Annotated in this window: 17 protein-coding genes and 2 pseudogenes; 9 read left to right on the top strand and 10 right to left on the bottom strand. The window is 61.2% G+C overall.

All coding sequences use genetic code 11. The annotated features are described in order from the left end of the window. Positions 1-7: 7 nt before the first annotated feature. The 6 genes from mnmE to rpmH form a co-directional block, all read right to left on the bottom strand. Complete coding sequence (gene mnmE, locus ABS761_RS03245; RefSeq protein ID WP_350406641.1) at positions 8-1,369, bottom strand: tRNA uridine-5-carboxymethylaminomethyl(34) synthesis GTPase MnmE; 1,362 nt, start codon at positions 1,367-1,369, stop codon at positions 8-10. A gap of 60 nt (positions 1,370-1,429) precedes the next feature. Continuing rightward, complete coding sequence (locus ABS761_RS03240) at positions 1,430-2,899, bottom strand: NAD-dependent succinate-semialdehyde dehydrogenase (protein ID WP_350406640.1); 1,470 nt, start codon at positions 2,897-2,899, stop codon at positions 1,430-1,432. Positions 2,900-3,024: 125 nt separating this feature from the next. Next, the gene (gene yidC / locus ABS761_RS03235; RefSeq protein ID WP_350406639.1) at positions 3,025-4,707 is read right to left on the bottom strand and encodes a membrane protein insertase YidC; all 1,683 of its coding nucleotides are present in this window, start codon (positions 4,705-4,707) and stop codon (positions 3,025-3,027) included. Positions 4,708-4,799: 92 nt separating this feature from the next. Further along, positions 4,800-5,033 carry a membrane protein insertion efficiency factor YidD gene (gene yidD, locus ABS761_RS03230; protein WP_350406638.1) on the bottom strand — a complete coding sequence of 78 codons (234 nt, stop codon included), beginning with the start codon at positions 5,031-5,033 and terminating at the stop codon, positions 4,800-4,802. After that, a complete protein-coding gene (locus tag ABS761_RS03225; protein ID WP_350406637.1) occupies positions 5,030-5,386 on the bottom strand; it encodes a ribonuclease P protein component in 357 nt (118 codons plus the stop codon). Before ABS761_RS03225 ends, yidD begins: the two co-directional genes overlap by 4 nt. A gap of 47 nt (positions 5,387-5,433) precedes the next feature. Next, entirely contained in the window at positions 5,434-5,568 is a 135-nt protein-coding gene (gene rpmH, locus ABS761_RS03220; protein WP_003262958.1) for a 50S ribosomal protein L34, read from the bottom strand. 168 nt (positions 5,569-5,736) lie between these two features. Here rpmH and dnaA point away from each other — a divergent pair, with 168 nt between their 5' ends. The 9 genes and pseudogenes from dnaA to ABS761_RS03175 all read left to right on the top strand — a co-directional run bounded on the left by dnaA (position 5,737) and on the right by ABS761_RS03175 (position 16,356). Beyond that, positions 5,737-7,122: a chromosomal replication initiator protein DnaA gene (gene dnaA / locus ABS761_RS03215; protein WP_350406636.1), complete on the top strand. Its 1,386-nt coding sequence runs from the start codon at positions 5,737-5,739 to the stop codon at positions 7,120-7,122. A 4-nt stretch (positions 7,123-7,126) separates the two neighbouring features. Beyond that, positions 7,127-8,239: a DNA polymerase III subunit beta gene (gene dnaN, locus ABS761_RS03210; RefSeq protein ID WP_350406635.1), complete on the top strand. Its 1,113-nt coding sequence runs from the start codon at positions 7,127-7,129 to the stop codon at positions 8,237-8,239. A 40-nt stretch (positions 8,240-8,279) separates the two neighbouring features. After that, the gene (gene gyrB, locus ABS761_RS03205; protein ID WP_350406633.1) at positions 8,280-10,721 is read left to right on the top strand and encodes a DNA topoisomerase (ATP-hydrolyzing) subunit B; all 2,442 of its coding nucleotides are present in this window, start codon (positions 8,280-8,282) and stop codon (positions 10,719-10,721) included. Positions 10,722-10,942: 221 nt separating this feature from the next. Beyond that, positions 10,943-11,068: pseudogene (locus tag ABS761_RS03200) on the top strand (integrase); the annotation flags it as partial. A gap of 272 nt (positions 11,069-11,340) precedes the next feature. Next, positions 11,341-11,733, top strand: a complete 393-nt coding sequence (locus ABS761_RS03195; protein WP_093971666.1) for a TIR domain-containing protein — start codon at positions 11,341-11,343, stop codon at positions 11,731-11,733. 9 nt (positions 11,734-11,742) lie between these two features. After that, entirely contained in the window at positions 11,743-12,717 is a 975-nt protein-coding gene (locus tag ABS761_RS03190; RefSeq protein ID WP_350406632.1) for a caspase family protein, read from the top strand. A gap of 234 nt (positions 12,718-12,951) precedes the next feature. Next, positions 12,952-13,776: a hypothetical protein gene (locus tag ABS761_RS03185; protein WP_350406631.1), complete on the top strand. Its 825-nt coding sequence runs from the start codon at positions 12,952-12,954 to the stop codon at positions 13,774-13,776. Between the two features lie 159 nt (positions 13,777-13,935). After that, a complete protein-coding gene (locus tag ABS761_RS03180; RefSeq protein ID WP_350406629.1) occupies positions 13,936-14,562 on the top strand; it encodes a tyrosine-type recombinase/integrase in 627 nt (208 codons plus the stop codon). Between the two features lie 210 nt (positions 14,563-14,772). Then, a complete protein-coding gene (locus tag ABS761_RS03175) occupies positions 14,773-16,356 on the top strand; it encodes an RNA-directed DNA polymerase (RefSeq protein ID WP_350406628.1) in 1,584 nt (527 codons plus the stop codon). Between the two features lie 285 nt (positions 16,357-16,641). On the opposite strand, the gene ABS761_RS03170 is transcribed toward ABS761_RS03175, so the two are convergent. The 4 genes and pseudogenes from ABS761_RS03170 to ABS761_RS03155 all read right to left on the bottom strand — a co-directional run. Next, the gene (locus ABS761_RS03170; protein WP_350406627.1) at positions 16,642-18,843 is read right to left on the bottom strand and encodes a family 16 glycosylhydrolase; all 2,202 of its coding nucleotides are present in this window, start codon (positions 18,841-18,843) and stop codon (positions 16,642-16,644) included. Then, complete coding sequence (locus ABS761_RS03165) at positions 18,840-19,262, bottom strand: hypothetical protein (protein WP_350406626.1); 423 nt, start codon at positions 19,260-19,262, stop codon at positions 18,840-18,842. Before ABS761_RS03165 ends, ABS761_RS03170 begins: the two co-directional genes overlap by 4 nt. 44 nt (positions 19,263-19,306) lie before the next feature. Then, positions 19,307-20,065, bottom strand: a complete 759-nt coding sequence (istB, locus tag ABS761_RS03160) for an IS21-like element helper ATPase IstB (RefSeq protein WP_350406625.1) — start codon at positions 20,063-20,065, stop codon at positions 19,307-19,309. Positions 20,066-20,081: 16 nt separating this feature from the next. Then, positions 20,082-20,264 (bottom strand): annotated as a pseudogene (locus ABS761_RS03155) (IS21 family transposase); the annotation flags it as partial.

The raw sequence follows: 20,264 nt of genomic DNA, 5'->3' as shown, positions 1-20,264 counted from the left end.
CCCAACATCACTTCCCAATACAAAAACTGGAAAAAATCTCTCCCAGCAGATCATCGCTCGTGAACTGCCCCGTGATGCCGCACAGTGCCTCGTGCGCCAGGCGCAATTCCTCGGCAAACAGGTCCAGGACCTGGTCACTTTGCGCCGCGTGCCCGGCCGCCGTCCGCAGATGGCCGCGCGCAGCCTCCAGGGCATGCACGTGGCGCTCGCGCGCGAGCCAGGGGGACTCGGAACCCGGGGTCCAGCCCGCAATCGTCAACAGGCGCGCCCGCAGGGCGTCCAAGCCCTCGCCGGTGTGTGCCGACACCAACACTGTGCCTGCGAGTGCCGCGCGCGCCGCCTCGGCCAGCAGATCCGCCTTGTTGCACACCGCCAGGACCGGTGCGCCCGGCGGCAGGCGGCGGGCAATGTCGGCGTCCAGCGGATCGCCGGGGCTGCGCGCATCCTGCAGGTGCAGGATGACGTCGGCGCGGGCGATCTCGGCCCAGCTGCGCTCGATGCCGATGCGCTCCACCGTATCGTCGGTGTCGCGCAGGCCGGCGGTGTCGACGATGTGCAGGGGCACGCCCTCGATGTGGATCTGCTGCACGACCTTGTCGCGGGTGGTGCCGGCGATCGGCGTGACGATCGCCACCTCGTCACCCGCCAAGGCGTTGAGCAGGCTGGACTTGCCGACGTTGGGCTGGCCGGCCAGGACCACGTGCAGGCCCTCGCGCAGGACCAGGCCCTGGCGCGCCGTGCGCAGCACGCCGTCCAGCGCATCGGCCACCTCGCCCAGGCGCTGCGCCGCCTGGTATTTCTCGAGGAAATCGATCTCCTCCTCGGGAAAGTCCAGCGTGGCCTCGACCAGCATGCGCAGCTTGACGATACGTGCGGACAGGGCGCCAATCTCAGCGGAAAAAACGCCCGACAACGAGGCCATGGCGCTGCGCGCGGCCGCCGCCGAGCTGGCCTCGATGAGGTCGGCAACGGCCTCGGCCTGGGCGAGGTCCAGGCGATCGTTCAGGAAGGCGCGCTGGGTAAACTCGCCCGGCCGGGCGAGGCGCAGGCCGATGGGGGCACCACGCTCGAGGCAGTCCTCGAGCACGCGGCGCAACACAGCCGGCCCGCCGTGGCCCTGCAGCTCGAGCACATCCTCACCGGTGTAAGAATGAGGGCCCGGAAAATACAGGGCGATGCCCTCGTCCATGGGCTCGCCCGAGAGATTGCGAAACGGCAGGTAATAGGCATGGCGCGGCCGCAGCGCCCGGCCGAACAGCGCCTGGGCGTAGGCCGCCAGATCGGACCCCGAGAGGCGCAGGACCCCGATGCCGCCGCGCCCGGGAGCGGTGGCGATGGCGATGATGGGATCCGAGGAATGAGCGGCCATGGCTGCGTGCGAACGGCATCGGGCGCCCGCCGCGCCTTGCGGCAGGCCCGCGTCAGCCCCTCAGACCTGCAGGCAGAGGTACTTGATCTCGAGGTACTCGTCGATGCCGTAATGCGAGCCCTCGCGACCCAGGCCGGACTGCTTGATGCCGCCAAAGGGCGCCACCTCGTTCGAGATCATCCCGGTGTTCAAGCCAACCATGCCGTATTCCAGCGCCTCGCCCACGCGCCAGGCGCGGCCGATGTCGCGGGTGTAGAGGTAGGCGGCCAGGCCGTACTCGGTGTCGTTAGCCTGCGCAACGGCCTGGGCCTCGGTCTCGAAGCGGAACACCGGCGCCACCGGGGCGAAGATTTCCTCGCGCGCCACCCGCATGTCGAGATTGAGGTCGCGCAGGACGGTGGGCTGAAAGAACGTCCCGCCCAGCGCATGCGCCTCGCCACCGACCACGACGCGGGCGCCATGCGAACGGGCATCCTCGATCAGCTCGAGGGCGTGGTCGAGCGCATCGCGGTTGATCAGCGGCCCCTGCTGCACGCCGTCCTCGGTGCCATCGCCGACCTTGAGGTCGGCGACTCTGGCGCGCAGTTTCTCGACGAAGGCGTCGTAGACGCCCGCCTGCACCAGCAGGCGATTGGCGCAGACGCAGGTTTGGCCGCTGTTGCGGTACTTCGAGGCCATGGCGCCTTCGACCGCGGCATCCAGGTCGGCATCATCGAACACGATGAACGGCGCATTGCCGCCGAGCTCCAGCGACAGGCGCTTGATCGTCGGCGCCGACTGCGCCATCAGCAGGCGGCCCACCTCGGTCGAACCGGTGAAGGACAGCTTGCGTACATCGGGGCTCGCGGTCAGCACACCGCCGATTTCGCGGGCATCGCCCGTGACCACTTGAAAGACCCCCGCCGGGATGCCCGCGCGCTCGGCCAGCACCGCCAGCGCCAGCGCCGTCAACGGCGTATCCTCGGCCGGCTTGACGATCATGGCGCAACCCGCGGCCAGCGCGGGCGCAGCCTTGCGGGTGATCATGGCCGCCGGGAAGTTCCAGGGCGTGATGGCCGCGCAGACGCCGACCGGCTGTTTGATGGTGATCAGGCGCTTGTCCGCCGTCGGCGACGGAATGACGTCGCCATAGGTGCGCTTGCCCTCTTCGGCGAACCACTCGATGAAGGAGGCCGCGTACTTGGCCTCGCCGCGCGACTCGGCGAGGGGCTTGCCCTGCTCGAGCGTCATCAGGCGGGCGATGTCCTCGGCATTCTGCAGAATCAGGTCGTTCCAGGCGCGCAGCAGGCGGCCGCGATCCGCGGCGCTGCGGGCGGCCCAGGCGGCCTGGGCGCGCACCGCGCCCGCAATGGCGGCCCGCACCTCGCCGGCATCGAGGCTCGCGACCTCGGCCAGGCGGCCGCCCGTGGCGGGATTGAACACCGGAAATGTCCGGCCCGAGGCGGCGGCGCGCCAACCATCGGCGACATAAGATTCGGTGCGCAGCAAACCGGGGTCCCGCAGGCCCGCCGTCTCTTGATCGTTCGACATATTGGATACCATCCCTTGAGTTGAATAATCGATCCTATCGAACGCGATGGTGGTACGTCAATCGACCGCCCCGGAAAGAAGGCGCCTCGCGGGCGCCTTCCGGGAAACGGGACCGGCGCCGGCGATCAGCTCGAGGCCGAGGCCGCCTTTTCGCGATCGAGCCGAGCCATGATGACGCGCTGCTGGATGATCGACACCGCGTTGTTCACGCACCAGTACAGGACCAGGCCCGCCGGGAAGAAGAACATCATCCCGCCGAACACCAGGGGCATGATCATCATGATCTTGGCCTGGGTGGGATCGGGCGGCGTGGGGTTGAGCTTGATCTGCAGGAACATGGTGGCCATCATGACCGCAGGCAGGATGAACCAGGGATCGCGCACCGAAAGATCATGGATCCACAGGATCCAGGGGGCACCGCGCATCTCGACGCTGGCCAGCAAGACCCAGTACAAGGCAATGAACACGGGAATCTGGACCACCATGGGCAGGCAGCCACCCAGTGGGTTTATTTTTTCCGTGCGGTACATCTCCATCATGGCGGCGTTGAGCTTGGCCTTGTCGTCGCCGAACTTCTCGCGCAGCGCCTGCATGCGAGGGGTGACGAGTTTCATCTTCGCCATCGAGCGGTAGCTGGCCGCCGAAAGGGGATAGAACACGAGCTTGATCAGGAGGGTCAGGGCCACGATGGTCCAGCCCCAGTTGCCCAGCATGCCGTGGATCCAGGTCATGAGGCTGAACAGAGGCTTGGCGATGATGGTCACCCAGCCGTAGTCCACCACCAGCCCCAGGCCCGGGGCGACGTCGCTCATGGCGTCCTGGTCCTGTGGACCGATCCACAGCTGGGCATCCACGCTGCGATGCTCGCCCGGCGCGATGGCGCCGACGGACTGGATGGTCCGGATGGCGTATAGATTGTCGGCCACACGCAGGGCCTGGTTGGTGCGCACGACGCCCTGGGACGGCACCCAGGCCGAGGCGAAGTAGTGCTGCACCATGCCGATCCAGCCGTTATCGCTCTGCTGGATATAGCTGGCCTTGCCCTTGCTGATGTCGTCGAAACTGATCTTCTGGAACTTATCCTGTTCGGAATACACCGCCGGGCCGGTGAAGGTGCTGTAGAAATGCGAGGTATTGGGGGGATCGTTGCCGTCGCGAGTCAGTTGCAGGTACACCGAGGGGTCGATCGGGGCGCCGCCAAGGTTGGTGATGTCATGGCGCACCTGGATGTCGTAGCTGCCCTGGTGCAGGATAAATTGCTTGACCACCTTGACATCGCCGGCCGTCGCCTCGAAAGACACCGTCAGGGTATCGCCCTGCATCGTCGGCTGGGGCGTCATCAGCGTGAACGGCGTCAGATGGGTGGGATAGCCCTGGCCCTGGGGCGCGCCCACCACCCCGGTCTGGGCCAAGTAGGTACGCCCGGGCTCGTTGTCCAGCAGCATCATGGGGCCACCCGAACCGTCCAGCGCCTTGTACTTGAGCAGTTCGACGCGCACGAGCTGGGCACCCAGGGTGTCGAAGGTCAGCTCGTAGACGTCGGTCCTGACGCGGACCTCCTGCCCGGCCGGCTCGGCGGCTTGCGCCGGCACCTTGGCCTCGCCGCCCTGGACGGCGCCCGCGCCGGGCTCGGCCACCGGAACGCCGGCGGGATGCGCATCCGGCGCCTTGGCCACGTCGGCCTGCGTCGCGGTCGGCGACGTCAGGCCGAACAGGGACGGATGGCCGTTGTGCACCTGCCAGTTGTTCCACAACAGCAGCAGTGAAAACGAGAAAATCATCCAGAGGATCGTGCGTCGTATGTCCATGGCGCCTGTTCTATGTATGGTGGGGCGATGCGAAAAGCCTATCAGTTTAACTTAGCTATCCTGACTAGCGGATGAGCGTGCAAAGCGCGGCCTCATGCGGGCGGCGTCCGGGGCCCGGGCACCGGATCATGGCCGCCCGGGCATCCCGGGTGGCAGCGGGCAATGCGCCGGACCCCCAGCCACAGGCCACGCCACACGCCGTGCGTCTCGATGGCCTCGATGGCGTAGGCCGAGCAGGTGGGCGTAAAGCGGCACTGCTGCCCCACCCAGGGGCTCAGGAAATAGCGGTAAAAGCGGATCGGCGCAATGAACAAGGCCCTGATCATGGCGCAATCCTGCGCAGCAGCGCGTCGGCTTCGGCGCGCGCCCGGCGCTTGAGCACGGTCAGGCTGGCGGGCTCGGGCCGGGCGACCAGGCGGAATACCAGGTCTCCGGGCGGCAACTCGGCGCGCCGCAGCCGGAACGCCTCGCGCACGACGCGCTTGATCGCATTGCGGGTCACGGCCAGCGGTGCCTGGCGCTTGGGGACGACCATGCCAAGGCGGGCGGGGCCAGTTTGCGCTTCGCGCGGCCGCGTGACAACGAACATCGCCCCTCTGGCCACGCGCGGGCCTTTCAGGGCCAGAGCGTACTCTGAGGGGCGATGCAGCCGGGCCGCTGGCGGAAAAGCGGATGGCATGGCGATCGGGCCGTCCAGCGGGCGGCCGCGCGGCAAAGCCTGCGCGATCAGATGGCGAGGCGTTTGCGGCCCTTGGCGCGACGCGCATTCAAAACGGCGCGACCACCACGGGTCTTCATGCGCACGCGAAACCCATGGGTGCGCTTGCGGCGGGTAACGGAAGGCTGGTAGGTGCGTTTCATGGCAAATCCAAAAGAGCTTGCGGCGTTAAATCTTGAAAAGCCCACTATTTCAGCAAATTTTTGCAAGCAAGTCAAATGCTTGCGATCCGGACCCAGGTCGCGCGAGGGGGCGCTGTGGATAACTCTTGGCGGTAAAGGGTAGAATCGAGGTTTAGCGAAATGACCCCTATGAACGAATTTTGGCAGGCCTGCCTCCAGCAGCTTGAGCAGGAGCTTCCCCCACAACAGATCAGCGCCTGGATCCGCCCCCTGGTTCCTCTCGAGTTCGACGAGGACTTGGCCGTGTTGCGCATCGCCGCCCCCAACCGCTTCAAACTCGACTGGGTGCGCAAGAACTTTTCCACCCGTATCGAGGCCCTCGCCAGCGACTGGTTCTCGCAGGCCGTCCAGGTCTGCTTCGAGCTGCCGGCGGGCCCGGCCCGAGGCGCCGCACCGGCGCGCGCCGCCGCCCCAGCCCCGGTGCCCGAGGATAATCCGGCGCCTGCGGCCCCCGTGCCGGCCCAATCCGCCACCGACGACGCCGTCCAGGACCGCTCGCGCCTGAACGTGGACCTGACTTTTGAAAATTTCGTCATCGGCAAGGCCAACCAGCTCGCCCGCGCCGCGGCCATGCAGGTGGCCGAAAACCCCGGCGTCTCGTACAACCCGCTGTTCCTGTACGGCGGCGTGGGCCTGGGCAAGACCCACCTCATCCACGCCATCGGCAACGCCCTGATCGCCAAGGGCGCCCGCGCCCGCGTGCGCTACGTCCATGCCGACCAGTACGTCTCCGACGTGGTCAAGGCCTACCAACGCCGCGCCTTCGACGATTTCAAGCGCTATTACCATTCCCTGGACCTGCTGCTGATCGACGACATCCAATTCTTTGCCGGCAAGAACCGCACCCAGGAGGAATTCTTTTACGCCTTCGAGGCCATGGTCGCGCAACGCAAACAGATCATCATCACCTCGGACACCTACCCAAAAGAGCTCGCCAACATCGACAGCCGCCTGATTTCGCGCTTCGATTCCGGACTGACCGTGGCCATCGAGCCGCCCGAGCTCGAAATGCGGGTGGCCATCCTGCTGCGCAAGGCCCAGGCCGAGGGGATCACCATGCCCGAGGAGGTCGCGTTCTTCATCGCCAAGCATCTGCGCAGCAATGTGCGCGAGCTTGAGGGCGCGCTGCGCAAGGTCTCGGCCTTCGCCCGCTTCCACGGCCGCGAGGTGCTCACCGTCGAGGTCTGCAAAGAAGCCCTCAAGGATCTGTTATCGGTATCCAATAGCCAGATCACCGTCGAAAACATCCAAAAGACCGTGGCCGATTTTTATAAAATCAAGGTCGCCGACATGTATTCGAAACGGCGCCCTGCCAATATTGCTGTTCCGCGCCAAATCGCGATGTACCTGGCCAAGGAGCTCACCCAGAAAAGCCTGCCCGAAATCGGCGACCTCTTCGGAGGCCGCGACCACACCACGGTGCTGCACGCCGTGCGCAAAATCACCGACCTGCGCGGCAAGCAGACCGAACTGAATCACGCACTGCACGTTTTGGAACAAACCCTCAAAGGATAAGAACATGCAACTCATACAAGCGACTCGTGACGCCGTGCTCAAGCCCTTGACGATGGTTGTGGGGATCGTCGAACGCCGCAACACCTTGCCGATCCTGGCCAATGTATTGATGCGCAAGGATGGTGAGCGCATGGCGTTCGTCGCCAACGACCTCGAGGTCCAGATCACCACCCACGCCTCGTTCGGCGTGGGCACCGAGACCGCCGCAACGACGGTGGGGGCACGCAAGCTGCTCGACATCCTGCGCGCCCTGCCCGAATCCGGCGATGTCAGGCTCGCCCTGGACGACGGCAAACTTTCCGTCCAGGCCGGGCGCAGCCGCTTTGCCCTGCAGACGCTGGCTGCCACCGATTACCCCACCGTCGCCCTGGCCGACCAGTGGGACGCCTCGTTCTCGATGCCGCAAAAAACCCTGCGCCACCTGTTCAACATGGTGCACTTCGCCATGGCCCAGCAGGACATCCGCTATTACCTGAACGGCCTGCTGTTCGTGCTCGAGCCCGGCCACGTGCGCACCGTCGCCACCGATGGCCACCGCCTCGCGCACAGCGGTGCGCAGGTCGAGGGCATCGACGCGCGCCACGACGTCATCATCCCCCGCAAGACCGTCCACGAAATGCAGCGCCTGCTCTCGGACGACGACGATGCCATGGTGCGCATCGACGTCGCCGCGACCCAGATCCGCTTCAGCTTCGACGACATCGAAGTCATCTCGAAACTGGTCGAGGGCAAGTTCCCCGATTTCACCCGCGTCATCCCCACCGGCTATACGCGTCACTTCAGCATCTCCCGCGAAGCCCTGCAGGCCAGCCTGCAGCGCGCGGCCATCCTCACCACCGACAAACTCAAGGGCGTGCGCCTGCAGCTCTCGGACCACCTGCTGCGGATTTCGTCCTCGAACGCCGAACAGGAGGAAGCCCGCGAAGAGATCGAGGTCGACTATGCCAACGAACCCCTGGACGTCGCCTTCAACGTCGGATACCTGCTGGACGTGCTCGGCAACGTCAAGGCCAGCGCCGTGCGCTGGTCGGTCCAGCCCGACGTCAACGCATCCGTCCTGATGACACTGCCGGACGACGACGAGTTCAAGTACGTCGTCATGCCGATGCGTATCTGAACGCGCCCAGCCCACCGACGGATTCAATCATAGGTTTCAAATGTCAGAACAGACCTCCCAGAACGCCTACGGCGCCGATTCGATCAAGATGCTCAAAGGCCTCGAGGCCGTGCGCAAGCGCCCGGGGATGTACATCGGCGACACCTCCGATGGCACCGGCCTGCACCACATGGTGTTCGAGGTCGTGGACAACGCCATCGACGAGGCCCTGGCCGGCTATTGCGACGACATCGTGGTCGCCATCCATGCGGACAACAGCATTTCGGTCACCGACAACGGCCGGGGCATCCCCACAGCCATCCACAAGGACGACGAGCATCACCGCAGCGCGGCCGAGATCGTCATGACCGAGCTGCACGCCGGCGGCAAGTTCGATCAGAACTCCTACAAAGTCTCGGGCGGCCTGCACGGCGTGGGCGTCTCCTGCGTCAACGCCCTGTCCGAATGGCTGCGCCTGACCATCTGGCGCAACGGCAAGGAACACCAGATCGAATTCCGGCGTGGCGCGCGCACCGCGCCGCTGGCGGTGATCGGCGAGTCCGAGCGCACCGGCACCCGCGTCCAATACCTGGCCGACGGCGAGATCTTTTCCAACATCGACTACACCTACGAGATCCTCGCCCGCCGCCTGCGCGAATTGTCCTTCCTGAACAACGGGGTCAAGATCCGCCTGGTGGACGAGCGCACGGGCCAAGAGGAAAACCTGGCCTTCCTTGGCGGCGTCAAGGGCTTCGTCCAGTACATCAACCGCAGCAAAACCGTCCTGCACGACAACATCTTTGCCGTCAGCACGGAATCCGATGCGGGCGGCACGCGGGTCGGCGTCGAGGTCGCCATGCAGTGGAACGACGGCTACGCCGAAACCGTGCTGTGTTTCACCAACAACATCCCGCAGCGCGACGGCGGCAGCCACCTCACGGGTCTGCGCGCCGCCATGACCCGCATCCTCAACAAATACATCACCGACAACGAGCTGGCCAAGAAAGCCAAGGTCGACACCTCCGGCGACGACATGCGCGAAGGCCTGGCCTGCGTCCTGTCGGTCAAGGTGCCCGAGCCCAAGTTCAGTAGCCAGACCAAGGACAAACTCGTATCCAGCGAGGTCCGCCCCGCCGTCGAAGAGGCCGTCAGCCGCACGCTCGAGACCTGGCTGCTGGAAAACCCCACCGACGCCCGCGCCCTGTGCGCCAAGATCGTCGAGGCGGCAAGGGCGCGCGAGGCGGCGCGCAAGGCGCGCGAGATGACCCGCCGCAAGAGCGTCCTCGAGGGCGCCGGCCTGCCCGGCAAGCTCGCCGACTGCCAGGAAAAGGACCCCGCGCTGTGCGAACTCTACATCGTCGAGGGGGACTCGGCCGGCGGCTCCGCCAAACAAGGCCGCGACCGCAAATTCCAGGCCATCCTGCCGCTGCGCGGCAAGGTCCTGAACGTGGAAAAAGCGCGCTTCGACCGCCTGCTCTCGAGCGAACAGATCACCACCCTGATCACCGCCCTGGGCACCAGCATCGGGCCGGACTTCAACATCGACAAGCTGCGCTACCACCGCATCATCATCATGACCGACGCCGACGTGGACGGCGCCCACATCCGCACCCTGCTGCTGACGCTCTTCTACCGCCAGATGCCCGCCCTGATCGAGCGCGGCTACGTCTACATCGCCCAGCCCCCCCTCTACAAGGTCAAAGTCGGCCGCGACGAGCGCTATCTCAAGGACGATGCCGAAGAGGCGGAATTCATGCTGCAGGTGGCCCTCAAGGACACCTCGCTGGTGCCGCGCGCCGAGGCCTCGCCCATCGAGGGCGAGGCCCTGAACGCCCTCGCCCACCAGTACGTGCTGGCCGACACCGTCATCGCCCGCCTGTCGCGCGTGCTTGACGTCGAGGCGCTATCGGCCATGGCCGAGGGCGTGAACATCAGCCTCGTCGACGAGGCCGCGGCGCGCGACTCGGCGCACCGCCTCGGCCAAGCCCTGCATGATCCCGCCGACCCCGAGGCCGTGCGCGTCGAGGCCCAGTTCAACGAGCTCGACGAATCCTGGCGCCTCGCCGTGCAGCGCATGCATTACGGCAACGTGCGCGTCAGCATCTTTGACCGCGCCTTCGTGCGCGGCGGCGACTACGCCACCCTCGCACGCACCGCCAAGACCTTCCTGGGCCTGATCGGCAAGGGCGCCCTCATCCGCAGGGGCACCGGCGACAAGCTCAAGGAAAAGCCCATCGCCGACTTCCGCGAGGCCATGCAGTGGCTGCGCGCCGAGGCCGAACGAGGCATCGGCAAGCAACGCTACAAGGGCCTGGGCGAAATGAACCCCGGGCAGCTCTGGGAAACCACCATGGACCCGGCGGTGCGCCGCCTGCTGCGCGTCCAGATCGAGGACGCCATCGCCGCCGACGAGGTCTTCGTCACCCTGATGGGCGACAACGTCGAGCCGCGCCGCGCCTTCATCGAGGCGCATGCCTTGCAGGCGGGGAATATTGACGTTTGATCTCTGTCGGTTTTCGGAAAAGATGGCCAAGTTTTACGGGAAAAGTTGGCCATCTGTAGTGACTGGGAAAATGACCGCCTAATTGGCGGTCGTTTTTTGACTGGACACGGTTCTCATCTGAGCAAACGCTCATCAAAGACGGCTATCGATTGCCTAGAGAAGTGGGAAGTTGACACGAGCGCACCAGTTATGGCCCAAGTCTATAAGAATACTGCCACAACCGACGTACAAAAAATCCCAGGGCGGTTCAATTGCTACTTGGTCATACCAAGCTCGAAAGCGCGGTGCGATACCTTGGTACCGAAGTCGATGACGCGCTGGAAATAGCAGAGCAGACAGAGGTGTGATATTTACTTACAATCAACCAGGGCGGCAGCCGAGATGGTCGCTGTCCGGCCAGAAGCAGCCCTTCGTGCGCTGTTTTACACAGCGGAAATTGAGCTATCTGGCGGGGCTCGCGCCACGACGCTGTCAGCAATATCTCAGTTGTTATGCGGTCCTTCGTCTCATAAATTCCTTGCCGGTCAATTCATTACGCGCGCATAATCAGCGTCATCGAAACGGTGGGACCTTCAATTCTTCCGCTTCTAATCACGCAGACTAATTATGGAGGGTAAACATGACCACAAAAAAACGCGTCTTTATCAGCTTCGACTACGACAACGACGAGGGGGCCAAGATCATGCTCGCCGGACAAGCGAAACTGGAAGACAGCCCTTTTGATTTTAAGGACGCCTCTGTCAAAGAGCACATGACGGGCGACTGGAAGGAGAAAGTGAAGCGCCGCATGGACAACATCGATGTAGTAGTCGTTCTCTGTGGCGAACATACCCACACGGCTGCAGGTGTGTCTGCAGAGTTGAATATTGCAAAAGAAAAAGACAAGGACTATTTTCTGTTAGCCGCATACTCGGATAAGACCTGCACAAAACCCAATAGTGCCTCGTCCTCTGACAAGCTTTACAAATGGACGTGGGATAATCTCAAGACTCTAATCGGCGGTGGGCGCTAGGAGAAAACCATGCGCAAAGCACTTGTTGTTGGAATCAACTACTACCAACGAGTCGGATGCCTTTACGGATGTGTTGATGACGCACATTCAGTAAAAGCAGTGCTCGATCGAAACAGCGATGGAACAGTCAATTTCGGCACGAAGCTATTAACTGGGACTGGGTCGTCTGACATGGTCACTCGTGCAACTCTGCGCGATAGCATCAAAGAGCTTTTTGCGGGTGAGTCAGAAATCGCTCTCTTTTATCTCGCCGGCCATGGGTATATTGAAAGCACTGGTGGCTATCTAATTGCGAGCGATACGATATCTGGGGACGAGGGACTGCCTTTAAACGAGGTATTAACCTTCGCCAATCAATCAGGCGCGAGAAATAGAATTATCGTTCTTGATAGCTGTCACTCGGGAATAGCAGCCACTTCCAGTGTTGCGAGCGCATTCGCCGAAATCAAGGAAGGCACAACAATCCTCACTGCATCCACGGCAGAACAATATGCCACCGAGGAAAATGGCGCTGGCGTATTTACTACACTATTCGTTGATGCGCTGGGCGGCGCAGCGGGGAACCTAGTGGGCGAAGTGACTCCCGGAAGCATTTATGCCCATATTGATCAGTCGCTCGGCCCTTGGGATCAGCGCCCTGTCTTTAAAACCAACGTCAAAAGCTTCGTCTCACTCAGACGCGTTCAGCCGCCTATTTCGTTGGCGGAACTTCAACGAATCACTGAGTTTTTCCCAAGTCCAGCCCATCAGTTTCCACTAGATCCGTCATTCGAGCCGGAACGGCAAGGAACTGATTCAACGATTTCAGCCCCAGACCCGGTAAACACTGCGAAGTTTGCAGTGCTTCAGAAATACAACCGCGTTGGCCTAGTTGTCCCCGTAGATGCTCCCCATATGTGGCATGCAGCTATGGGGAGCAAGGCATGCCGTCTTACCGTCCTAGGGGAACATTACCGCAGACTTGTTGAGCGCGGTCGTATCTAAGACAATACAGAAGCTTCAACGGATATGCCCGACAGTTCGCCCTACGCGAACGTGCCAAAGTGGCGCTTCGCTCTTTTTTACATGCCGGTTGTCGCTTTACGTCTGCTCTTTCGTGTCGCCGACTCCCCCTTGGGATCGATTTCAGGCACCACTGACAGACTCTAGGCGGCCAGAAGCCGTCACTCGGTCACTAGCATTTTGTTTCTCCCATACTGCCGTTAGACGGCGCAAAAAATGCCTCGACTCGCCATCGCACGAAAAACACTAATATCACTCTTCGCCAAATCTGGAAATGTCTGCGCATTCCCGGGATGCACTCACGAGCTCGTGACAGCGAGGAATCTTTTTGTTGGTCAGATTTGCCATATTGAAGCAGCGAACCCAGGCGGCCAAAGATACAACTCCAACTCAACAGACGAAGAACGCAGATCTGCAGCAAACCTGATATTGTTATGCTATCAGCACCATAAGGAAACAGACGATATTGCGGCATTCGACGCAAACGCACTTCGCTCGATGAAACAGCGGCACGAGAGCGATTATGGGCAGAAGCCCTTCAAGGTCAATGAAGCCTTTCTCCACAGACTAGAAGCCGAGATGCAGGCCTATTGGAGCGGCCTAAAAGATGCCAACGAAAGACTTCACGTCGCCCCGGAATTCGCTGTAAAGCTGAGTATCGGAACGAGCGCTGTGGATCAATTCGCGGAAGCTAAGAAGGCCGTGAGTCGGCTCTCCGAAATACTGAGTGGCTTTGCTGAGGCAGATTCACTGCTAAACGAAGAAATAAAATCACACCTCCTCGCTCTTGGCTATGACCTCACCGCATACGATAACGTGCCTTACTACAGGAACCCATTCTTTAACCGGAACTGGGAGATGCACGCTCTGGCAGCGAACAACACACTCACTGACTTAGTTGTTGTTCTCAAACAGGCGGAGGTCAGATTCCTGGAGGAGTACGTGAAAACTCATTCAAACGAAGCCGAGGCAATTGTACGCCTTGAAACCGCAAAAGAAGAGTTGCATGAGATGGCGGTTTCAGCAGGTTATGCCGATTGATCCGTCTAACACTTCCATCGAGAGGACTCTGTCCAGTAAGTTGGTCATCTCCTCTCCTCTCATGTCAAACGTTAGTGACTGTCTGTTCTGGGTCGGATAGCGACCATCCACCATCCGTAGGTGCACACTCAATCTTCCTTTATCCGAAAGGGGATTGTCATGAAATTCGAGAATGTCACCGTCGGCCATCGCGTGCCATGGAACAAGGGCAAACTCATTGGGCAGAAGCCGCCGCTGAAGCTCCGAGAAATTTGGGCGATCCGAACGAGACTTCAGATGGCGTCGAACGTCCGGGAACTTGCGATGTTCAATCTCGCAATCGATAGCAAGCTTCGAGCGTGCGATCTCACGCGATTGCAGGTGCAGGATGTCCGCCACGGAAGCCATGTGGCCGCGAGAGCCACCGTCATGCAGCAAAAGACCCAGCGGCCGGTTCAATTCGAGATCACGGAACAGACTCGTGAGAGCCTTGACGCCTGGATCGACGCGCGAGGGCTGAAGGCCGCGGATTTTCTGTTTCCGAGCCGGTTGCATACGTCGCCGCATCTGTCGACACGGCAGTACGCCCGGATGGTACATCGCTGGGTCGCATCGATTGGTCTCGACGATACCGCATATGGTACCCACACTATGCGCCGCACAAAAGCTTCGCTGATCTACCGTCGGACGAAGAATCTTCGCGCGGTACAGTTGCTGCTCGGACATACGAAGCTGGAAAGCACGGTTCGCTATCTCGGCATCGAGGTCGACGATGCCCTTGAGATGGCAGAGCAAACCGAGGTCTAATGTACCTTGGCCGGCGAGCGGTCGCTTGCCGGCCAGAATACGTCATTCAACGGTCGGATCGCTGAGACATTCGGGAGGCGGTTGTTGCCTTGTAACCGGTCACTCGGTGGCATTGGCAAAGTTTTCCGCTCTTGCATAAAGTCGTAGGGCTGCGAGGCACTACAACACTTCAAACATAACATCCAGTACAAAATAAAAACGGAACGGATTATGGCCTTAAATATTTCGAACGCGTCACTTGATTGGGCATTGCTAAACGCAGAGAACTACGGCGATACCGATATCTTCCCTGCTGTGTTTGAATTCGCTGCAATTCGACATGATTGGGATGCAGTTAAAGCAACGATAATAAACACAGACCTTCTTGCGTGGACGATCCGAACCAGTCGTACGACATTCGCGCCAAAGCATCAGTATGGATTCCGCCTTTCTACGCAGCTCGACCCCTTTGACTTCCTGGTTTTTACCGCACTTGTGCATGAGATCGGCGCCCAGTTGGAAGCGAGCCGCATTCCTACGAACGACGGAAACGTCCATTCATATCGTTTCAAGCCGGGTACTGACGGTCGGATGTTTGACGATGCGTTTTCATATAGAAGTTTTCAGCAGGCGTCGCAAGATTGCTGTAACGCATCTCAGCCTTCGCATGTTCTCATTGCTGATATCGCTGACTTCTTTCCACGGCTGTACTTACATCGTGTCGATAATGCTCTCGAATCAGCCTTGGGCACGGGCCACATGCACGCCATCGCCCTGCAGAAGCTGATCAACCATTGGGCGGGATCGTATTCGTACGGACTTCCGGTCGGTTCTGCTGCATCACGGTTGGTCGCAGAGATCACTATTTCGGATATCGACCAATTATTGCTGTCAGAGGGCGCGAACTACGTTCGGTACTCTGACGATTTTCGGGTGTTCTGCAGTTCCGAGGCGGAAGCGTACAAGTTTCTGACCCATCTCGCGCGGTGGCTGTTTGATAACCACGGTCTTACCCTCCAGCAGCACAAGACTCGCATTGTATCGACAGAGATTTTTCGGCAGCAGTACCTCAGAGAGAATGAAAACCGCGAATTGGACACTTTGTCTGAGCGCTTCCACGAACTTCTGTCAGAACTAGGCATCGATGATGCTTACGGCGAGATCGACTACAACTCGCTTGACGAGGCGCACAAAGAGGCCGTCGATCAACTGAATCTGGAAGGGATCCTTGAAGAGCAAATTGCGGAGACGGAGCCCGATCTTTCTCTCCTTAAATTTGCTCTCAGAAGACTTAGGCAACTGAAAGATGCAGATGCGGTACCTATCATTCTGGATAATTTCAGCAAATTCGTTCCGGTTGTTCGCGAGACGATCGAATACCTGCTCGGGCTCGATGACATACCAGCTGGCAGCAAAGCAGAAATTGGAAGCAGGCTTATTGCGATATATCGTGACCCAACGGCAACTGCATCGCACTTGGAATACGCCCGTATGTACACGTTAATGCCGTTTGGAAAGAATCCAGGCTGGAATTCCGAAAAACAATACATCCCACTACTCAATGACGCCATCGACGACCTTTCTGCCCGCGAGATCCTGCTGGCCATGGGAAGAAGCAAGCAAGATTTTTGGTTCCGAAGTAAGAAACAGAGCTATCAGCAGATGAGTCCCTGGTTACGACGCGCATTTCTTTACGGTGCATCCTGCCTTCCTGCGGACGAGTACAAGCACTGGGCGCGAGGCATTGACGCACAGATTGACGACCTGGAGAAAGCAGTAGTGAAGTGGGCTCGGCGGTTCCCGATCGGGACCTGATCGAACCCAGACCTGGTCTAGTAGGGCTGTCCCCATCGGGCGGCAGTCGGCCAAGAGCTGTCGTCTGGTGCGTGACCGCGAACGGCTGATCGAGGCTGAAAGCGGCCCCCTGGAAGCCAGGGAGCGCCGGGGCGCATCCCTCAGACCGTGATGCCTCCATATGGAGCAAATCATCAATGCGCGCGGCGGATCAACGCGTTAGCGTCCCCGCCCAAGCTTGAGCAATAGGGTTCCTTTTCTCGCATGGGCGTCCCGATAAGCAGGTCCATCTCGCTGGGATGTCGGCTATCCTTCTTGCGCCGTATCGACCAGCCACCCCAACTCTTCGCTGTCCGAGACGGCATCGCCCTGCGCGTCGGTGCTATTCGCATCCACCGCGATTCGCCGAACCGCAGCAACAGCCGGCAAAGACTCGCGCACAAGTCTTCCTGCAAGTTCTTCGGACCGTGTCGGCCAGGTGTTGACATGCAGCGTCATGGGCAGATCGGGAATCGGCGTAGGGTCCCAGAGCACTCTCCGATGCACAAGGCGATCGTCGACGAACCATCGTATCTCGTCAGGGGCCCACTCAATTGCGTAGGTGTGGAACGCCTTAGAGGCGTCGAACCCAAGCTCGATGGCAAAAGGTGTCCCCCGGTAACCGTAGTCAAACTTTGCGGCATCGCAGCCTGGGTTGAAGAAGACATTGGCCAGCATCTGGTCTGGACGGTTACCGGTGATCTCCACATCGATCTCCTGGCGCGGAAGATTTCTGTGGAGGAAGAAGCCCGAGACCAGGCCAGGAACGTTGGTCGCTCGCAGAGTTGCCTCAAAGCGTCCATACAGGAACCGGCCTCGGCTGGAAACAGCACCTGCGCTCAGCTCACGAACACCAAGCGACGCACTTGCGACCACCAGTTCTAAACCACCAGAAGGCAGAACTCGCACGCTGCCAGGCCTAAAGAGTGCAAGGTTCCCGGGGAACGTATCGTCGCGCGACAGCCAACGAGACGCGTCTAGTTCGCTCAAATGGTCGTCAAACCGGGCGCGAGATGCCTCCGACCACGGCCCAGGCTCGCATAGCTCCACGTCGATACCGTGCCAGTGGCGCGATGGCGGGGCAACCCACGGCGAAACATCGTGCTCCAGCCGCTTGCCTCTAGCCAGTCTTTCACCTGCGGGCGGAGGAGGGCGAAGACGACGAACGCCTCGCTCCGCAGCGCAAGGATAGCTAGCACTGGGTGGCGGCAAGCGCAAGTACTCGCACAGTTCTACCCAGCCCTCGGGAAAGGCACACTGGTGCAAGACGCTCTCAGGGGACAGCGGTAAGTTCTTCGGGATCTCGCCGACGAAGATGAACTTCGCCCCGGGATACCTTTCCTTGAGCTGCGCGATGTGGGGCTCAAGCGCCGCGACATTGACGTAGGCATCGAAAACGCGTCCACGCTGACCTCGAAGCAAGCGACTTCTCTCCACAGGCGGAAGGTCGTCCAAGTCGCTGCAGCAGCGATAGCCCAGCATAGACAAGGCCATAGCCAGGGAGGATAGGCCAGTGTTCCGAGAGCCAAAGGCAAACACCGGTGTTTCCGTGGGACGCTGATGGAACGTCCCAGGCGTTGTATCGGAAAGAATCCCGATCTGGCTCAAGACGGGGAGAATTGAGTAGGAGTTCGTGGACAGCAGATCGACGCGCTGAGGGATGACAGAGCGGCGCAGCGCGCGAACGTCCGTCACTGGGAACTGCTGGTTGATCCAAAGGTCGACTGGTCCGCGGCACGGCAGGCGCGCAAGAAGCCGCTGAGCGCCGCGCTTGGACAGCACATAGCCCGAGAGATACCAAAGCCCGCGCTCCGGTCGAAAGACGCTGCGCGAGAGCGCAACCTTGGGAGCACCGTGCTTCACCTCTTTGAACGACAGGTAGAGCACGTCAAAGTCAGGATCGGTCCCGTCGCTCTCCCGCATCTCCTGCCACGCCGTGTCGACAAGGCGGCCAAAGCTCTGTTCGAACCAAACGTCATCCTCCAGCACCAGCGTGTATGGCGCCTTAGAACTGGCTATCTTCTTCCAGATGTCAATGTGCGATTGAGCCACCGCAATTTCTGCATTGCTCATTCGGATCTCGCGAGTCAGATCGAACGTGTCCGGTAGAACCTGTGGGTACGGGTCGACGGACAATTGATCCGCAAGCGTGTAGTAGGGCTCTATATCGACACCAGCAAGCGTTGCGGCCGGTAGGGCCCGCGCGTCGCAGGCTGCGTGCCGGATAAGTCGCTTTGACAGTGGCTGCCCCGTGCAATCCACGATGCGGTCCAGCTCTCGGGAAACAGCCACCAAGCGCTGCGGCTGCCGATCTAGATTGATCACATAGATGTCGCTGATCCTGCCCGGGTAGGCTCCGCCCACGGGGCCGAACGCGTAGGCCTTTTGTTTCGGCAACAGCACGCGCAAGCGCAAGAACATGGTGTGCAATAGGTGGCGGATGCCCCTCAGCGGCTCGAAGAGGTTCATGGTGCCCCCTCCCCATCAAAGTCAAACCGCTTCCCATTTGATATTCGCCAGTTTCTCCCGTCGGCACGATAGCTCAGCGGCCACTTGGATATGCCGATCGAGTCCCAGGTCCGAAGTACGGTCAGCCGGTGCTCATCAAGGCATTGCGCGCACATTTCGAAGATGATGCGCGACAGGTTGCCCGGGCCGGTAGTTGATTGAATCTCCAGCAGCTCACCCTCGGCTGCGAAGTTCAAGCGCAGGGTTGCACGCTCAAGTGCTCGACTGATGATGGGGTGGGTATTCCGGTTGATCGTGACCAGCGATTCCGGCATCGTGACCACCCAGTCCGGCATCGTGACCAGTGATTCCGATGGTCGTGACCACCTGGGCATGGCGGGGTGGTCAACAACGCAGTCTGGATTGTACTTTGAGCCCATTTTCCGCTCCCCAACCCGGTAGTCGGGGAGGTCAGGAACGAGCGTCAGTCATCGTCCTGGGGGGCTGCAGCCTGGCGCTTGGTTGCGCGCATGGATTCCCCTTTCAGAACGATACGGTGCGCCTGCGCCAGCAAGCGATCCAGCATGGCGTCAGCCATGGCAGGGTCGCCGATCCAGGCGTGCCAGTGATCGACGGGCAACTGGCTGGTCACGAGTGTTGCGCGGCTGCCCGCGCGATCATCGAGCAGCTCCATCAGGGCCTCGCGGGTCAGCGCATCGAGCCCGACCAGCCCCCAATCGTCCAGGACCACGACCTCGGTTCTGGCCAGCTGCGCCAGCCATCGGGTGTAGGTGCCGGCGGCCTGCTGGGTGCGCAGTTCTTCGGACAGGCGCGGCACGCGCAGGTACCGGGCGCTGTGGCCCCGGCGGCAGGCGTATTGGGCCAGCGCACAGGCAAGCCACGTCTTGCCGCAACCTGTGGCGCCGGTCAGGATCACCGTCTGGCCGGTGGTGATCCAGTCGCCCAGCGCCAGGCCCATGAAGCGGGCGCGTTCGACCCCGCGCCCTGCACGGGTGTCGAAGTCTTCAATGGCCGCCTGGGGGTATCGCAGCCTGGCCTGCGTGAGTAGCCGCGCACAGCGCCGTGCGTGACGGCTGTCGCATTCGTGCTGCACGAGCAGCGCCAGGCGTTCCTCGAAGGCCATGTCGCAGGCCGCAGGCTGTTCGATCTGGCGTTGCAAGGCGGTGGCCATGCCTTGGAGTTTCAGGGCGTGCAACTGGGTGATGGTTTGTTGGATCAGCATATTCGGTTCCCTGCGTTCAGTGGTAGGAGCGCGCACCGCGCAGATGTTCGTGTTCGGGACTAGTCCAGGGCGCCTGGGCGGCATCCGTAAGCTGATCGCGGCCATTGGCGAGGATGTCGCGTACGGTCCGGTAGTGACAGGCTCGCAAGGACAGCGCCAGCGCGCAGGCCGTCTCCAGGCGATCCTTGCCATAGCGCTT

This window comes from Castellaniella sp. GW247-6E4, from assembly GCF_040276065.1.
GTDB lineage: Bacteria > Pseudomonadota > Gammaproteobacteria > Burkholderiales > Burkholderiaceae_B > Castellaniella.
Note: the sequence above shows the minus strand (reverse complement) of the source record. Positions and strands in the feature narration are given on the sequence as shown.

Coding starts and splice junctions, on each gene's coding strand:
- mnmE (WP_350406641.1), bottom strand. CDS start 1,369: ATGGCCGCTCATTCCTCGGATCCCATCATCGCCATCGCCACCGCTCCC.
- ABS761_RS03240 (WP_350406640.1), bottom strand. CDS start 2,899: ATGTCGAACGATCAAGAGACGGCGGGCCTGCGGGACCCCGGTTTGCTG.
- yidC (WP_350406639.1), bottom strand. CDS start 4,707: ATGGACATACGACGCACGATCCTCTGGATGATTTTCTCGTTTTCACTG.
- yidD (WP_350406638.1), bottom strand. CDS start 5,033: ATGATCAGGGCCTTGTTCATTGCGCCGATCCGCTTTTACCGCTATTTC.
- ABS761_RS03225 (WP_350406637.1), bottom strand. CDS start 5,386: ATGCCATCCGCTTTTCCGCCAGCGGCCCGGCTGCATCGCCCCTCAGAG.
- rpmH (WP_003262958.1), bottom strand. CDS start 5,568: ATGAAACGCACCTACCAGCCTTCCGTTACCCGCCGCAAGCGCACCCAT.
- dnaA (WP_350406636.1), top strand. CDS start 5,737: ATGAACGAATTTTGGCAGGCCTGCCTCCAGCAGCTTGAGCAGGAGCTT.
- dnaN (WP_350406635.1), top strand. CDS start 7,127: ATGCAACTCATACAAGCGACTCGTGACGCCGTGCTCAAGCCCTTGACG.
- gyrB (WP_350406633.1), top strand. CDS start 8,280: ATGTCAGAACAGACCTCCCAGAACGCCTACGGCGCCGATTCGATCAAG.
- ABS761_RS03195 (WP_093971666.1), top strand. CDS start 11,341: ATGACCACAAAAAAACGCGTCTTTATCAGCTTCGACTACGACAACGAC.
- ABS761_RS03190 (WP_350406632.1), top strand. CDS start 11,743: ATGCGCAAAGCACTTGTTGTTGGAATCAACTACTACCAACGAGTCGGA.
- ABS761_RS03185 (WP_350406631.1), top strand. CDS start 12,952: ATGCCTCGACTCGCCATCGCACGAAAAACACTAATATCACTCTTCGCC.
- ABS761_RS03180 (WP_350406629.1), top strand. CDS start 13,936: ATGAAATTCGAGAATGTCACCGTCGGCCATCGCGTGCCATGGAACAAG.
- ABS761_RS03175 (WP_350406628.1), top strand. CDS start 14,773: ATGGCCTTAAATATTTCGAACGCGTCACTTGATTGGGCATTGCTAAAC.
- ABS761_RS03170 (WP_350406627.1), bottom strand. CDS start 18,843: ATGAACCTCTTCGAGCCGCTGAGGGGCATCCGCCACCTATTGCACACC.
- ABS761_RS03165 (WP_350406626.1), bottom strand. CDS start 19,262: ATGGGCTCAAAGTACAATCCAGACTGCGTTGTTGACCACCCCGCCATG.
- istB (WP_350406625.1), bottom strand. CDS start 20,065: ATGCTGATCCAACAAACCATCACCCAGTTGCACGCCCTGAAACTCCAA.